This is a genomic window from Noviluteimonas caseinilytica (assembly GCF_018406605.1).
GTDB lineage: Bacteria > Pseudomonadota > Gammaproteobacteria > Xanthomonadales > Xanthomonadaceae > Noviluteimonas > Noviluteimonas caseinilytica.
Genome location: NZ_AP024545.1, coordinates 3,118,281 through 3,133,414 on the forward strand (window position 1 = coordinate 3,118,281; position 15,134 = coordinate 3,133,414).

Annotated in this window: 14 protein-coding genes; 7 read left to right on the top strand and 7 right to left on the bottom strand. The window is 68.0% G+C overall.

The window, feature by feature from the left end:
* Positions 1-31 precede the first annotated feature (31 nt).
* A complete protein-coding gene (locus LYSCAS_RS15240) occupies positions 32-1,180 on the bottom strand; it encodes an acyl-CoA dehydrogenase family protein (protein WP_213434896.1) in 1,149 nt (382 codons plus the stop codon).
* 137 nt (positions 1,181-1,317) lie between these two features.
* On the opposite strand from LYSCAS_RS15240, the gene LYSCAS_RS15245 reads away from it, so the two are divergent.
* Genes LYSCAS_RS15245 through metH form a run of 3 tightly spaced genes read left to right on the top strand, consistent with a single transcriptional unit; the run spans position 1,318 to position 6,031 of the window.
* Entirely contained in the window at positions 1,318-2,247 is a 930-nt protein-coding gene (locus LYSCAS_RS15245) for an ArsR/SmtB family transcription factor (protein WP_213434897.1), read from the top strand.
* Positions 2,244-3,353 carry a homocysteine S-methyltransferase family protein gene (locus LYSCAS_RS15250; RefSeq protein WP_244858575.1) on the top strand — a complete coding sequence of 370 codons (1,110 nt, stop codon included), beginning with the start codon at positions 2,244-2,246 and terminating at the stop codon, positions 3,351-3,353. The genes LYSCAS_RS15245 and LYSCAS_RS15250 overlap by 4 nt, the downstream gene beginning before the upstream one ends.
* Positions 3,350-6,031, top strand: coding sequence for a methionine synthase (gene metH, locus LYSCAS_RS15255; RefSeq protein ID WP_213434898.1), 2,682 nt, complete (start codon positions 3,350-3,352; stop codon positions 6,029-6,031). The genes LYSCAS_RS15250 and metH overlap by 4 nt, the downstream gene beginning before the upstream one ends.
* Before the next feature lie 79 nt (positions 6,032-6,110).
* On the opposite strand, the gene LYSCAS_RS15260 is transcribed toward metH, so the two are convergent.
* From LYSCAS_RS15260 to LYSCAS_RS15285, 6 genes are all read right to left on the bottom strand, one after another.
* Entirely contained in the window at positions 6,111-7,802 is a 1,692-nt protein-coding gene (locus tag LYSCAS_RS15260) for a hypothetical protein (protein WP_213434899.1), read from the bottom strand.
* A 45-nt stretch (positions 7,803-7,847) separates the two neighbouring features.
* The gene (locus LYSCAS_RS15265; RefSeq protein WP_213434900.1) at positions 7,848-8,543 is read right to left on the bottom strand and encodes a DUF2058 domain-containing protein; all 696 of its coding nucleotides are present in this window, start codon (positions 8,541-8,543) and stop codon (positions 7,848-7,850) included.
* 89 nt (positions 8,544-8,632) lie between these two features.
* Positions 8,633-8,851: a SlyX family protein gene (locus LYSCAS_RS15270; protein ID WP_213437869.1), complete on the bottom strand. Its 219-nt coding sequence runs from the start codon at positions 8,849-8,851 to the stop codon at positions 8,633-8,635.
* Between the two features lie 20 nt (positions 8,852-8,871).
* Positions 8,872-10,212, bottom strand: coding sequence for a UDP-glucose dehydrogenase family protein (locus LYSCAS_RS15275; RefSeq protein WP_213434901.1), 1,341 nt, complete (start codon positions 10,210-10,212; stop codon positions 8,872-8,874).
* Between the two features lie 117 nt (positions 10,213-10,329).
* Complete coding sequence (locus LYSCAS_RS15280) at positions 10,330-11,103, bottom strand: FKBP-type peptidyl-prolyl cis-trans isomerase (RefSeq protein ID WP_213434902.1); 774 nt, start codon at positions 11,101-11,103, stop codon at positions 10,330-10,332.
* 111 nt (positions 11,104-11,214) lie between these two features.
* A complete protein-coding gene (locus LYSCAS_RS15285) occupies positions 11,215-12,171 on the bottom strand; it encodes an FKBP-type peptidyl-prolyl cis-trans isomerase N-terminal domain-containing protein (protein ID WP_213434903.1) in 957 nt (318 codons plus the stop codon).
* 254 nt (positions 12,172-12,425) lie between these two features.
* Here LYSCAS_RS15285 and LYSCAS_RS15290 point away from each other — a divergent pair, with 254 nt between their 5' ends.
* Genes LYSCAS_RS15290 through LYSCAS_RS15305 form a run of 4 tightly spaced genes read left to right on the top strand, consistent with a single transcriptional unit; the run spans position 12,426 to position 15,069 of the window.
* On the top strand, positions 12,426-12,767 hold the full coding sequence (locus tag LYSCAS_RS15290; RefSeq protein ID WP_213434904.1) for a hypothetical protein: 342 nt from the start codon (positions 12,426-12,428) through the stop codon (positions 12,765-12,767).
* Between the two features lie 3 nt (positions 12,768-12,770).
* The gene (locus tag LYSCAS_RS15295; protein WP_213434905.1) at positions 12,771-13,145 is read left to right on the top strand and encodes a GntR family transcriptional regulator; all 375 of its coding nucleotides are present in this window, start codon (positions 12,771-12,773) and stop codon (positions 13,143-13,145) included.
* Positions 13,142-14,029: an ABC transporter ATP-binding protein gene (locus LYSCAS_RS15300; protein WP_213434906.1), complete on the top strand. Its 888-nt coding sequence runs from the start codon at positions 13,142-13,144 to the stop codon at positions 14,027-14,029. Before LYSCAS_RS15295 ends, LYSCAS_RS15300 begins: the two co-directional genes overlap by 4 nt.
* A complete protein-coding gene (locus LYSCAS_RS15305) occupies positions 14,026-15,069 on the top strand; it encodes a hypothetical protein (protein ID WP_244858576.1) in 1,044 nt (347 codons plus the stop codon). Before LYSCAS_RS15300 ends, LYSCAS_RS15305 begins: the two co-directional genes overlap by 4 nt.
* The last annotated feature ends 65 nt before the right edge of the window (positions 15,070-15,134 follow it).

Consider the following 15,134-nt stretch of genomic DNA (forward strand, 5'->3'; position numbering starts at 1 on the left):
GTCGCGGGGATCCTGTCGTTCGGGCGCGCGCTCAGCGCAGGCCGGTTTCGTTGCGGGCGATGACCAGGCGCTGGATCTCGCTCGTACCCTCGTAGATCTCGGTGATCTTCGCGTCGCGGAAGTAACGCTCGATCGGCATTTCCTTCGAATAGCCCATGCCGGCGTGGATCTGCACGGCCTGGTGGGCGATCCACATGCACGCCTCGGAGGCGGTGAGCTTGGCGATGGCCGCTTCGTTGGTGAAACGCTCGCCCTGGCCCTTCACCCACGCCGCGCGCAGCGTGAGCAGCGTGGCGGCGTCGAGCTTGCACTTCATGTCGGCGATCTTGGCCTGCGTCATCTGGAACGTGCCGATGGGCTGGCCGAAGGCCTTGCGCTCGCGCACGTAGGCCAACGTGGCTTCGTACGCGGCCCGGCCGATGCCGATGGCCTGCGAGGCGATGCCGATGCGGCCGGCGTCGAGCACGCCCATCGCGATCTTGAAGCCGTGGCCTTCCTGGCCCAGCACTTCGTCGGCTTCGGCGACGTAGTCGGTGAATTCGATCTCGCACGTGGCCGAGGCGCGGATGCCGAGCTTCGGTTCCGTCTTGCCGCGGTGGAAACCGGGCTTGTCGGTGTCGATGATGAAGGCGGTGATGCCGCGCGCGCTCTTGTCCGGATCGGTCATCGCGAACAGCACGATGTACCTGGCGACCGGGCCGGAGGTGATCCAGCTCTTCTTGCCGTTGATGACGAAGCGGCCATCGGCCTGCTTGGTCGCGCGGCAGCGCATGGCGGTGGCGTCGGAGCCGGACTGCGGCTCGGTGAGCGCGAAGGCGCCGATGTGCGCGCCCTCGGCGATCGCGCGCACGTACGTCTGCTTCTGCGCCTCGGTGCCGTGGGTCAGGATGCCGTTGCAGAACAGCGAGTTGTTGACCGACATGATCGTGGAGTGGGCGGCGTCGCCCGCGGCGATCTCGATCATGGCCAGCACGTAGCTGATCGGGTCCATGCCCGCGCCGCCGTATTCGGCCGGCACCTCGATCCCCATCAGGCCGTTCTCGCCGAGGGTGCGGATGTTCTCGAGGGGGAATTCGCCGCTCCGGTCGAAGTGTTCGGCGCTGGGGGCGATCTTTTCGCGCGCGATGCGACGCGCCACGTCCTGGATCATCAACTGCTCTTCGGTGAAACGGAAATCCACGTTGGTGCGCTCCGGCCGGGATGAAGAAGCGGAATTGTAGCCCCGGAGCGCGTGCCGCTTGACCCCCGGGGCATCGCGGGACCAGACTTATCTCTATATCGCGATAGGCGGATGAAACGCCTCGGAGCCTCTGGCGCATGGATCTGGAAGGGTGGTCGACCCGGTTGAAGGTGTTCGCCGACGCCACGCGCGTCCGCCTGCTCGCCTTGCTGGAACGCGAGGAACTCACCGTCGCCGAGCTGTCGGCCATCACGCAGCTGGCGCAGCCGCGCGTGTCCACGCACCTGGCGAAGCTGAAGGACGCGGGCCTCGTGCGTGATCGCCGCGCCGGCGTGTCGGCCTATTACCGCTTCGAGGAAACCGCGCTGGACCCGGCGCAGCGCGCGCTCTGGAACACCCTGCGCGCCGGCAGCGACGATGCACTGCTGCGCCAGGACGCCGAGCGCGTGCCCGGCGTGCTGGCCACGCGCGCGGCGGACCAGAACTGGGCCGACTCGGTGGCCGGCGACATGGAACGCCACTATTCGCCGGGCCGCACCTGGGAAGCGCTGGCGCGCACCGCGCTGCCACTGTTGAGTCCGGGCGACGTGCTGGACATCGCTTCGGGCGATGGCGTGCTGGCCGAACTGCTCGCGCCGCATGCGCACCGCTACGTCTGCATGGACGCCAGCGCGCGCGTGGTCGCCGCCGCCAGCGAACGCCTGAAGCCCTACGCCAACGTGGAAGTGCGCGAAGGCGACATGCACGCGCTGCCCTTCCCCGATGCCAGCTTCGACCTGGTGGTGCTGATGCACGCCCTCACCTACGCCAGCAAGCCTGCGCAGGCGGTGGCCGAAGCCGCGCGCGTGCTGCGCAGCGGCGGGCGCCTGTTGTTGTCGAGCCTGGCGCGCCATGAACACCGCGCGGTGGTGGAGGCCTACGGCCACGCCAACCTCGGGTTCTCGGAGAAGGACCTGCGCAAGTTCGCCGAGAAGGCCGGCGTCACCGTCGCAAGCAGCGGCACGGTGACGCGCGAACGCCGTCCGCCGCATTTCGAAGTGATTTCGTTGTTGGGAGTGAAGCCGTGAACGATGTGAAGCAACTGCCCTGGCGCCATCCGGCGCGCGTGGCGCAACTGGAAGCCGCGCTCGCACGGCGCATCCTCGTGATCGATGGCGCGATGGGCACGATGATCCAGCGCCACGACCTGCAGGAAGCCGACTATCGCGGCGAGCGCTTCGCCCACGGCTACGACGCGCTGTTCGCCGCCGATGGCCACGCGCACGCGCCGGGCTGCGGTTGCGAGGGGCACGACCAGAAAGGCAACAACGACCTGCTCACGCTGTCGCGCCCGGAGATCATCCGGGAGATCCACGATGCGTACCTGGCGGCCGGCGCGGACCTGGTCGAGACCAACACGTTCAATTCCACGTCGATCTCGCTGGCCGATTACCACCTCGAACACCTGGTCCGCGAACTCAACCGCGAAGGCGCGCGCCTGGCGCGCGAAGCCTGCGATGCGGCTGAAGCGCGCGATCCCGCGCAGCCGCGCTTCGTGATCGGCGTGCTGGGCCCGACCAGCCGCACGGCCTCGCTGAGCCCGGACGTGAACCGCCCCGGCTTCCGCGCGATCAGCTTCGACGAACTCGCGCACGCCTATCGCGAATCCACCCGCGGCCTCATCGAAGGCGGCGCCGACGTGCTGATGGTCGAGACGATCTTCGACACGCTCAATGCGAAAGCGGCGTTGTTCGCGATCGAAGACGTGTTCGAGGAGCTCGGTGCGCGCCTGCCGGTGATGATTTCCGGGACGATCACCGATGCCTCGGGCCGCACCTTGTCGGGCCAGACCGCCGAAGCCTTCTGGTATTCGCTGCGCCATGCGCGGCCTCTGGCGATCGGGCTGAACTGCGCGCTCGGCGCGAAGGACCTGCGCGCGCACGTCGACGTGCTGGCCCAGGTGGCCGACACGTACGTGAGCACGCATCCGAACGCGGGGCTGCCCAATGCGTTCGGCGGTTACGACGAAACGCCGGAAGACATGGCGGGCACGCTGGGCGAGTTCGCGCGCGCCGGCCTGCTGAACCTCGTCGGTGGTTGCTGCGGCACCACGCCCGACCACATCCGCGCGATCGCGCAGGCCGTGCACGGCGTCGCGCCGCGCGAAGTGCCGCAGCTGGCGGATGCCGCATGACGACCCTGCTCGCCCGCCAGACGCGGCTCAGTGGCCTGGAGCCGCTGCAGATCACCCCGCAGAGCAACTTCGTCAACGTCGGGGAACGCACCAACGTCACCGGCTCGGCGCAGTTCAAGAAGCTGATCCTCGAAGGACGCTACGACGAAGCCGTGGTGGTCGCGCGCCAGCAGGTGGAAAACGGCGCGCAGGTGCTCGACGTCAACATGGACGAGGGCATGCTCGATTCCGAGCGCGCGATGACCACGTTCCTCAACCTCATCGCCGCCGAGCCCGACATCGCGCGCGTGCCGGTGATGGTGGACAGTTCGAAGTGGACGGTGATCGAGGCCGGCCTGAAGTGCCTGCAGGGCAAGGGCATCGTCAATTCCATCTCGATGAAGGAAGGCGAAGCCGAGTTCCTGCGCCAGGCGCAACTGGTGCGCCGCTACGGCGCGGCCGTGGTGGTCATGGCGTTCGACGAAGTCGGCCAGGCCGACACGATCGAACGCAAGGTCGACATCTGTTCGCGCGCCTACGACCTGCTGACGACGCAGGTCGGCTTCCCGCCGGAAGACATCATCTTCGACCCCAACGTGTTCGCGATCGCCACCGGCATCGAGGAACACGATGGCTACGCGGTCGCCTTCATCGAGGCGGCGCGCGAACTCAAGCGCCGCTTCCCGCTGTCGCACATCAGCGGCGGCGTGTCGAACGTGTCGTTCTCCTTCCGCGGCAACGAGCCCGTGCGGCAGGCGATCCACGTGGTGTTCCTGTACCACGCGATCGCCGCGGGCATGGACATGGGCATCGTCAACGCGGGCGCCCTGCCCCTGTACGACGACCTCGATGCGGACCTGCGCGAGCGCGTGGAAGACGTGGTGCTCAACCGGCGCAGCGACGGCACCGAGCGCCTGCTCGAGATCGCCGACCGCTACAAGGGCAGGAAGGGCGAGAAGAAAGTCGAGGACCTCGCATGGCGCGACCGCCCCGTGCGCGACCGCCTCAGCCATGCACTCGTGCACGGCATCGACGCCTTCATCGAAATCGACACCGAGGAAGCGCGCGCGCAGTCCACGGTGCCGCTGGATGTCATCGAAGGTCCGCTGATGGCGGGCATGAACGTGGTGGGCGACCTGTTCGGCGCGGGCAAGATGTTCCTGCCGCAGGTCGTGAAGTCCGCGCGCGTGATGAAGAAGGCCGTCGCCTACCTGCTGCCGTACATCGAAGCGGAGAAGCTGCGCACCGGCGTGGTGGGCCGCAACAACGGCAAGATCGTCATGGCGACCGTCAAGGGCGACGTGCACGACATCGGCAAGAACATCGTCGGCGTGGTGCTGGCGTGCAACAACTTCGAGGTGATCGACCTCGGCGTGATGGTGCCGGCGCAGGTGATCCTGGATCGCGCGAAGGCCGAGAACGCCGACATCATCGGCTTGTCCGGGCTGATCACGCCGTCGCTGGAGGAAATGAGCCACGTCGCGCGCGAGATGCAGCGCCAGGGCTTCCAGGTGCCGCTGCTGATCGGCGGCGCGACCACGTCGCGCGCGCACACGGCGCTGAAGATCGATCCGCACTACAAGTCGCCGACCGTGTGGGTGAAGGATGCCTCGCGTGCGGTGGGCGTCGCGCAGTCGCTGGTGTCCGGCGAATTGCGCCAGGCGTTCGTCGCGGCCAACGACGCGGACTACGCGGAGATCCGCGAACGCCACAAGAGCCGCGGCGATGCCAAGCGCCTCGTGCCGCTGGAGAAGGCGCGCGCGCAGGCGTTCGATGGCGGCTGGGACGCGTATACGCCCCCCGCCCCGCGCACGCCGGGCCTCACGGTGTTCGACGACGTGCCGCTCGCCGAACTCGTCGACTACATCGACTGGACGCCGTTCTTCAACACCTGGGAATTGAGCGGCAAGTATCCGGCGATCCTCGACGACGCGATCGTCGGCACGCAGGCGCGCGAGCTGTTCGCCGATGCGCAGGCGATGCTTACGAAGATCGTCGGCGAGAAGTGGCTGCAGGCGAAGGCCGTCGTCGGCCTGTGGCCCGCGCATTCCGTGGGCGACGACGTGCGCGTCGGCAACGGGACCACGCTGCATTTCCTGCGCCAGCAGGCGGACAAGCCGGTCGACCGGCCGGATTTCTGCCTCGCGGATTTCATCGCGCCGGTGTCGTCGGGCAAGCACGACTGGATCGGCGGCTTCGCGGTGACCGCGGGGCTCGGGATCGAAGCGCATGTCGCGCGCTTCGAGGCCGACCAAGACGATTACAACGCGATCCTGTTGAAGGCGCTCGCCGATCGCCTGGCCGAAGCCCTGGCCGAGCGCACGCACGCGCTGGTGCGGCGCGACCTGTGGGGCTACGCGGCGGACGAAACGCTCGCCAACGATGCGTTGATCGACGAACAGTACGCCGGCATCCGCCCCGCGCCCGGCTATCCGGCGTGCCCGGAGCACAGCGAGAAGGCGACGCTGTTCAAGCTGCTGGAGGCGGAGAAGCACGTCGGCGTGCAGCTGACGGAAAGCTACGCGATGTATCCGGCGGCCGCGGTGTCGGGCTATTACTTCAGCCATCCGCGCAGCCAGTATTTCGTGGTGGGGCGCGTGTCGCGCGAGCAGGTGGCCGACTATGCGAAGCGCAAGGGCGTGTCGTTGCAGCAGGCGGAGCGGTGGTTGGCTTCGAACCTGGATTACGATCCGGAGTAGCGAGTCGATGCGCTTGTGACCTGCCCTATCGGCAGGTCACGCATCGACGAGCCGGGCAGCGAAAGCTGCCCGTCGTCGATCAAGGCCGCCCATGCTCGATCGGGCGGTCGCGATGCATCAACGCCCACTCGGCGTGTTCGGCCAGCGCCGCTTCGCCGAGCGCGCGCAGGATCTCCCGCTTCTCCTGCGTCGAGCGCGCCGCATCCAGCGCGAGCCGCGCATTGCGGTAGATGCGGTACATGAAGCGGTACTGCTTCACCAGTTCCTTGTCCGCCTTGCGATACGCATACGCCTCGCGCACCGCGGCGATCAGCGACAGCGCCCCCATCGTCGTCACCAGCACGCTCTGCGTCAGCGGGCCGAACGTGCGATGGAACAAGGCCAGCACCGCGCTGATCGCAATGCCCGCCCACAGGCACGCCGCGCCCAACCGTTGCGTGCGCACGTGGTGGCGCGCACGCAACGTCGCCTTGCGTTCGTAATACGCCAGCTGGCCCGATTGCCCCGGGCGCCCGACCCACGCGTCGATCACCGCCTCCACCGCGTGCGCGGCCGCATCGGGATCCTCGAGCGCCGGCGTCGGCGTCAGGCCCACCTGGCGCATCACGTTGCGGATCCAGCCGAGTTCGACGTCCTGTTTCTGCATGAAGTTGTCGTGCGCGAATTCCGGGTCGCCGGTGATCGTCAGTCCCGCGCGCCGCCAGAACGTCTGCACGCGCAGGCCTTCGGCGAGCGCGCGGTAGTCGATGTACTTGCGATGCCAGTCGTGGCGCTGCGCGGCCACCGCGATCGCAAGGCCGATCGCGAACAACCCGAGGAAGCCCCACAACATCGCGTCCGGCGCGCCGAGGTCGGCATACAGCAGCAGGCTCAGGCCCATCGCGATGGCGAGCCCGTGGATGGCGCGCATCGCCCACAAGGTGCGGCGCTGGTAACGCATCGCCAGGGCATCGGCTTCGCGCCACGTGCGTTCGGCCAGGTCTTCGCTCGCGGCAGGCAACGCATGCGCGGCGAGCTTGTGCCGATCGTGCTCGAAGGCCTGCATGCGTTCGAAGATGCAGCGGTATTCCGGCGGCGGGCCTTCGTCGAACAGGCGTTGCCCGCCGCTGGTGAGCCAGCGCGGCGTGCCATCGAACGCACCGATGCCATGCGCGGCCTCGCCGTTCGCGCGACGCGTGGGCAGGTGCAGCACCAGGCTGTCGTCGTCGCCCGCGAGCATCTGCCGCAGGTTGTCGGTGGCGCGCCGCGCACCGGGCACCGGGCCGCCGAGGTAATAGCGCACGACTTGCCCCGTGCCGCCCGTGCCCGCGTGGTCGCGCCCGTCCCACAGCGCGAACAGCACGTGGCAATGGTTGGCGACGAACAACCCCGCGTGCAGGTATTGCCGATCGCGCGCGGGGCCGGGCGCGCGCATGGTGTCGAAATCATCTACCGGATAGGCGAGCGGGATGACTTCCGCGCGCGCCATCAACGCGTCGAACGCGCGATGCGAGTCATCGCTTTCGAAATCGTCGCGGTACAAGGCCAGCGGCAACGGCAGCGGCACGACCAGGCGCGCCCCCATTTCCAGGCCGATTTCGGCCACGAGGCGATCGCCGCCTTCGGCCAGCGCGGACATCACGACGAGGGCGAGTTCGGGATAGCGCGTGCGCAGGAACGCCAGCGCGTCGCGCACGCGCGCTTCGAGTTCGTGCAGTTGCGCGGGATCGAGGTCGCGGTGGCTCGTGACCCCGACGATCAACTCGGTGCGCGGGGCGGCGGCCGTGTCCACGAACCGGGGGAACGCCCGGATCGTGCGCAACCGGCCATGGCGCGGTTACCAGACCAGGTCGTCGGGCACCTGGTATTGCGGATCGGCGTAGGGATCGTCCTGCGCGGAGGCGTTCGGATCGACCTTCAGCGCGACCGACGGGGCGAAGATCGATTCGGCCTTCGCCAGCGTGTCGGCATCGACCAGCACGTAGCGGCCATCGAGTTGCACCACGCCCAGCTCGCCCGCGTTGAGCGCCTTGAGCTGCACGTCGGTGACGTAGATGCGCTTGATCTTGCCGCCGTATTCGAAGTGGCGCGCGATCTCGGCGCCCGCGTCGTTGCGCGCCTTGTCCTTCAGGAATTCGGCGAGGGCGGCCTTCGCTTCGCGGCGCAGGCGCGCTTCTTCCTGCTTCAGGCGCTCGGCTTCGATGCGCTCGTCCTTCTCGCGCTGCGCGCGGATGGCGTACGCCTTGGCGAGGTCGATGTCTTCGCGCGTGCGCGGCTTGTGCGTCGCGTGTGCCGGCTTGCCATGCGACGGACTGCCTTGCGGCGGACGGCCCTGCGACGGCTTGCCGTGCGCGGGCTTGCCGTGCGGCGGCCTGCCCTGCCCCGGTGCGTTGGGGCCACGCGCATGCGCGGGCTTGCCGTGCTGCTGCTGCGGCTTGCCGGCGTGGGCGGGTTTGCCGGACGCAGGACGTTCGGGCTTCGGCGCGGGCTTGAAGCCCAGGCCGAGCAGCTGGTCGCGCAGGGAATCGGTCATCGGATACGGCGGGTCGTGCGAAGGGCGGGCGAAGCATGCCGCATCGGGGGCGAGGATGCAGCCCCGCCTTGCGGCCATTGCGCCGCGGGTCAGTAATGCGGTGGCGGCGGTTCTTCGGCCGGATCGGCGAAGAACGCGCCGCGCGAGGATTTCATCTCCTCCAGCGCGCGGCGCATGAGGTCGGCGTGGCGCTCGGCTTCCAGGCGGATCGCCGCGAGCGCATCGCTCAGTTCGGTCATCGCGTTTTCCTGGAACGCCAGCCGCGTTTCCAGCTCCACCAGCCGCGCTTCGAGCGCGGCGGTGTCCATGCCCTGGGCGTTGCCCTGCGTCATGCGAACGAACGCACCGAACGACCGCGGCCGATGCCGTAGTACGCCAGGCCCGCGTTTTCGACTTCGGCCGGCTCGTACAGGTTGCGGCCGTCGAAGACCACCTTGTCGGCGAGCGTGGCGGCGAGCTTGCCGAAATCCGGGCTGCGGAACTGCTTCCACTCGGTGACCACCACCAGCGCATCGGCGCCGCGCAGCGCTTCGCCGGCGGAACCGCACAGGGTGAGATCGTCGCGCTCGCCGAAGATGCGCTGCGCTTCGTGCGTGGCTTCCGGATCGTAGGCCTGCACGCGCGCACCGGCTTCCCACAACTGCGCGAGCAGCGTGCGGCTGGAAGCGGCGCGCATGTCGTCGGTGTTGGGCTTGAACGCCAGGCCCCACACCGCGACGGTCTTGCCGCGCACGTCGCCGTAGTGGCGCGTCATCAGTTCGAACAGGTGGCCCTTCTGCGCCGCGTTCACCGCTTCCACCGCGTCGAGCAGGCGCGGGTTGCAGCCGGACTGCTGCGCGGTCCAGGCCAGCGCCTGCACGTCCTTCGGGAAGCACGAGCCGCCGTAGCCGGCGCCGGGATAGATGAAGTGCCAGCCGATGCGCGGATCCGAACCGATGCCCTGGCGCACGGCTTCGATGTCGGCGCCCACTTGCTCGGCGATGTTGGCGATCTCGTTCATGAAGGAGATCTTCGTCGCGAGCATCGCGTTGGCGGCGTACTTGGTGAGTTCGGCCGAACGCACGTCCATCGACACGATGCGTTCGTGGTTGCGGTTGAACGGCGCGTACAGGCGCTTGAGTTTTTCCAGCGCGGCCGGGCTGTCGGTGCCGATCACGATGCGGTCGGGACGCATGCAGTCGTTGACCGCGTCGCCTTCCTTGAGGAATTCGGGGTTGCTGACGACGTCGAACACGAGCGTCGTGCGGCGGTTCTGCAGTTCGCCGGCGATGGCGGCGCGCACCTTGTCGGCGGTGCCGACGGGCACGGTGGACTTGTTGACCACCACGGCCGCGCGCTGCAGGTGCTGGCCGATGGTGCGGGCCACGGCGAGGACGTACTTGAGGTCGGCGCTGCCGTCTTCGTCGGGCGGCGTGCCCACGGCGATGAACACCACGTCGCCGTGTTCGATCGCGCTGGCGGCGTCGGTGGTGAAGTGCAGGCGGCCGGCGGCGTGGTTGGCCTTGACCATCGGCTCCAGGCCCGGCTCGTAGATCGGGATGACGCCGTTGTTGAGGCCTTCCACCTTGGCGGTGTCGATGTCGACGCAGACCACGTCGTGGCCCACCTCGGCCAGGCAAGTACCGGTGACGAGCCCGACGTAGCCGGTGCCGAAGATCGTGACGCGCATGCGGAATCCTGATGAGCTTGGAAAGACGCAATGGTCGCAGCCAGAAACGTCACGCCGTGGTGAAAACCACGGCGTGACCTGGTGCGGATCGGCGCGGAAGCGCGCCGCGTGGCGCGATTACTTCGCCGGGTTCTTGACGATGTCGATCAGTTCGACGTCGAACACGAGCGTGGCGTTCGGCGGGATCGGGCCGCCCGGCGTGCCCTTGTCGCCGTAGCCCAGGTTGCCCGGGATCCACAGCTTGTACTTGCTGCCCACCGGCATCAGCTGCAGGCCTTCCTGCCAGCCCGGCACGACCTGGTTGAGCGGGAACACGACCGGCTGTCCGCGCTCGATGGAGCTGTCGAACGTCTTGCCGTCGAGCAGCTTGCCCGTGTAATGCACGCGCACCACGTCTTCGGGCTTGGGCTTCGGACCCTTGCCTTCGGTGACGACCTGGTACTGCAGGCCCGAGGCGGTGGTCTGCACGCCCGGCTTCTTCGCGTTCTCGGCGAGGAACTTCTGGCCGGATTCGAGGTTGGTCTTGGCCTCGGCCATCATCTTGGCGATCTGCTTGGCCTGCATCTTCTGGCCGAAGGTCTCGCCGACGTCGCGCGCCTGCTCTTCGGTCAGCAGCAGCTTCTCGCCCTTGAGCGAGCTCTTGATCGCCTTGGCGATCGTGTCGACGTCGATCTCGTCCTTCATCGGCTCCAGCTGCTTGGCGAGCGCCATGCCGACCATGTAGCTGACCTGGTCCTTCTCGGTCGGCAGGCCCGCGATCTTCGCGCCGCCAGCGGCGGTGGTGGCGGCGGCCGGCGCGGACGCGTCGGTCTTCTTGTCGGCGGGTTTGTTGCAGCCGGCGACCGCGATCACGGCGGCGGTCAGGGCGATGGCAAGGGCGTGGCGCTTCATCGGGAATGGCTCCAGGGACTAAAGGAAAAGAAAGGCAGGCCCGCACTCTAGCGGCGCGGGGCTGAAGCCCGGGTTGGCGGCCGGGCCGGATGGATCATTCAAACGTGAGGCTCATTGCGCATCGACGCCGAGCAGCTCGACGTCGAACACGAGGGTGGCGTTCGGACCGATCGGGCCGCCCGGGGTTCCCTTCTCCCCGTAGGCGAGCTCGCCCGGGATCCAGAAACGGTACTGCGCGCCCACCGGCATCATCGACAGGCCTTCGGTCCAGCCCGGGATCACCTGCGACAGCGCGAACTGCGCCGGCTGGCCGCCGTAGGAACTGTCGAACTCGGTGCCGTCGAGCAGCGTGCCGCGATAGTTGACGCGCACGCGGTCGGACGGCTTCGGACGCGGACCGGCGCCCTGGCGCAGCACCATGTACTGCAGGCCCGACTTGGTGACGTACACGCCCTTCGTCGCCTTGTTCTTTTCGAGGAACGCGGCGCCCGCGGCCTTGTTTTCCTGTGCGATGGCCGTGGCCTGCGCTTCGATCTTCGCCTGCCCGCGCTTGGAGAACGCTTCGCCGACGACGCGCGCTTCGGCGTCCGTCATCAGCAGGTGGCCCTTCGCGAACGTGGTGCGCACGGCCTGCAGCAGCGTGGGCAGGTCGAATTCGTCCTTGAACGGTGCGAGCGAACGACCGACGTCGCTGCCGACGAGCAGGCCCACGTCTTCCTTCGAGACTTCCGGCAGCGGCTTGGTCGCGCCCGCGGGCTGGCCGTTGCGCGCGGTGATGCGCGCGAGCAGCGCCTGTCCGACCTGCTTCGCCTTTTCATCGTCGAGCAGCATCTTGCCGCCGGCCAGGCCGTTGCGCACCGCGCGTTCGAACGCGGCCATGTCGATGTCCGGCGCGATCGGCGCCAGCGAATTGCCCCAGTCCATGCCGAGCATGTAGCCGATCTTGTCGCGCTCGGTGACCAGCGTGGCCTTGTCCGGGGTGGCTTTGTCCTGCGCTGCGGCAAGACCGGGGCCGGCGAGCGCGCCGAGCATGAGCAACGCGGCGACGCCGCGCAGGAAAACCTTCATCCGATGCACTCCTGGGGGAAACATGAGCCGGGGAAACGTGTGGGTCGGCAAGCCGCGCATTGTCGGGGCGCCCGCGGCGCGGCCGCAATCGCGCCCATGAACGCGGGCCCGTGAAAGCGCCGCAGTCTGCCACGGCTGCCGCCCAACCGGCCCCTCCCTTCTATGTCTTTAGTTGGGTCATCCGGTTGTTGACGATGGGAATGGTGGTGTTATAGTTGCCTACAACACCGAACACCCAGAGCAGGACGCCCACCATGAACCGCAAGCTCCACAACACGGTCACCGCGCTCGCCGCCACCACCGGGCTGCTCGTCCTGAGCCTGATGGCCGCCGCGCCGGTCGCGCCGCTGGACGCCGCGAGCCTGGCGCCGGCGACGGCCTCCACCCGCGCGCCCACCGACGCCCAGATCGAACGCATCGTCGGCGCCGCCGCCGAAGCCGCCACCCTGGCCGTCATCGCCGCCGCCTTCGCCGAAAGCGACCAGCGCGCCACGATCGACACCACTTCGCCCGCGCCGGCCCCGGCGCGCAAGCACGCCTCGCGCGGTCGCCAGTCGGTCGCGATGCCCTTCTTCTCCTTCGCACCGCGAGGCTGACCAATGACTGCCATCGAATGGAGCGACGGCGCTCCCATCTACCGCCAGCTGAAGGATCGCGTCGTCGCCATGTTGCTCGACGGGATCCTCAAGCCCGGCGACGCGCTGCCCTCGGTGCGCCAGGTGGCCGCCGAATACCAGCTCAATCCCATCACCGTCTCGCGCGCCTACCAGGAGCTCGCGGACGAAGCCATCGTCGAAAAACGCAGGGGACTCGGCATGTACGTCACGGAAGGGGCTTCGGAAAAACTGCTCAGCAGCGAGCGCGATCGCTTCCTCAAGGAAGAGTGGCCGCTCGTGCTCGAACGCATCCAGCGACTGGGCCTTTCGCTCGATCGCCTGATGCAGAACGCTGCCGCCGCCGGAGGCCAGGCATGAACGCGACCACCACCCAGGCCGCCGCGACCTCGGTCGTCAGCGCGCGCAACCTGCGCAAGGCCTACAAGAACAAGCTGGCGCTGGACGACACGGCGTTCGAGATCCCCGCCGGCCGCATCGTCGGCCTGATCGGCCCCAACGGCGCCGGCAAGACCACCGCGCTGAAGGCGATGCTCGGCCTGATCCCGTTCGAAGGCGACCTGCGCGTCCTCGGCCGCGACCCGCGCACCGAACGCGATGCGCTGATGAACGACGTGTGCTTCATCGCCGACGTCGCCGTGCTGCCGCGCTGGATCCGCGTGCGCGAAGCGATCGAGTTCGTGGCCGGCGTGCATCCGCGCTTCGACCGCGCCCGTTGCGAACGCTTCCTCGCCAACACCCAGCTCAAGCCGGACATGAAAGTGCGCGAGATGTCCAAGGGCATGATCGTGCAGCTGCACCTGGCGCTGGTGATGGCCATCGACGCCAAGCTGCTCGTGCTCGACGAACCCACGCTCGGCCTGGACATCCTGTATCGCAAGCAGTTCTACCAGCGCCTGCTGGAGGACTACTTCGACGAGGACAAGACGATCGTGATCACCACGCACCAGGTGGAGGAGATCGAACACATCCTCACCGACGTGATGTTCATCCGCGACGGCAAGATCGTGCTCACCGCGCCGATGGATGCCGTGGGCGAGCGCTACATCGAAGTGTTCGTCAACGCCGACCGCGCCGACGAAGCGCGCAGCCTGCGCCCGATCGACGAACGCAGCCTGCCGTTCGGCAAGGTCGTGATGCTGTTCGATGGCGTCGAGAAGCATCGCCTGTCGCACCTCGGCGAAACCCGCACCCCGGGCCTGGCCGACCTGTTCGTCGCCACCATGAAGGGAACCTACGCATGAACGCATCCACCTTTGATGGCGAACCGCGCCGCGTCCCCGTGGCCGCGCCCCATCCCACCCACAAGTTCAAGCTGATGCTCCGCCGCGAGTTCTGGGAGCACAAGGGCGGGTTCTTCTGGGCGCCGATCTGGGCCGGCGGCATCTCGGTCGTGCTCGCGCTGATGGCGCTCGTGGTCGGCGAAGTCGTCGCCCGCCGCGAACTGGCGCACGGCACCAAGTACACCGACCAGGGCATCCGCATCAACGGGCTCGACTTCGGCCAGCTCACCGACAAGATGACGCCGAGCGACCTGGAGAACTGGGGCAAGGCGGTCGACGCCTCGATGCTGGTCTCCTCGCTGTGGCCCTTCATCGTCCTGGGCTTCGTGGTGTTCTTCTACTGCCTCGGCGCGCTGTACGACGAGCGCAAGGATCGCAGCGTGCTGTTCTGGAAGTCGCTGCCGCTGTCGGATCGCGACACGGTGTTGTCGAAGGCCGCGAGCGCGCTGCTCGTCGCGCCGGTGATCGCCACGATCGTCTCGGTCCTGACGATGTTCGCCTTCGGCCTGGTCGTCACCCTGGTCATGCCGATGCACGGCCTCAACCCGCTCACGATGTACTGGGGCGCGGGCCATGCGCTGCAGGTCGCAGGGCTGCTGATCGCCGCAATCCCGGTCTACGCGATGTGGGCGCTGCCGACCGTCGGCTGGCTGATGCTCTGCTCTGCCTGGGCGCGCTCCAAGCCCTTCCTGTGGGCGGTGATGATCCCCGTGTTCGCCGGCATCTTCGTGGCCTGGTTCGACGTGATGAATGTCTTCAGCCTCGACACCGGCTGGTTCTGGCAGAACGTGGTGCTCCGCTCGCTGGGTTCGGTCTTCCCCGGCACGTGGATGACGGTGCAGAACCTGAATGTCGCTTCCCCGGATCACTTCGACGCGCTCTCGATGATCCAGCACATGTACTCGACGTTTGCCACGCCGCAGATGTGGGTCGGCGCGGCGATCGGCATCGCGATGATCTTCGGTGCGATCCGCCTGCGCCGCTGGCGCGACGACAACTGATCCGCAACACACAAGCACTGCGTAACACCCCCCACTGCCCCGGCCTTCAAACGCCGGGGCTTTTT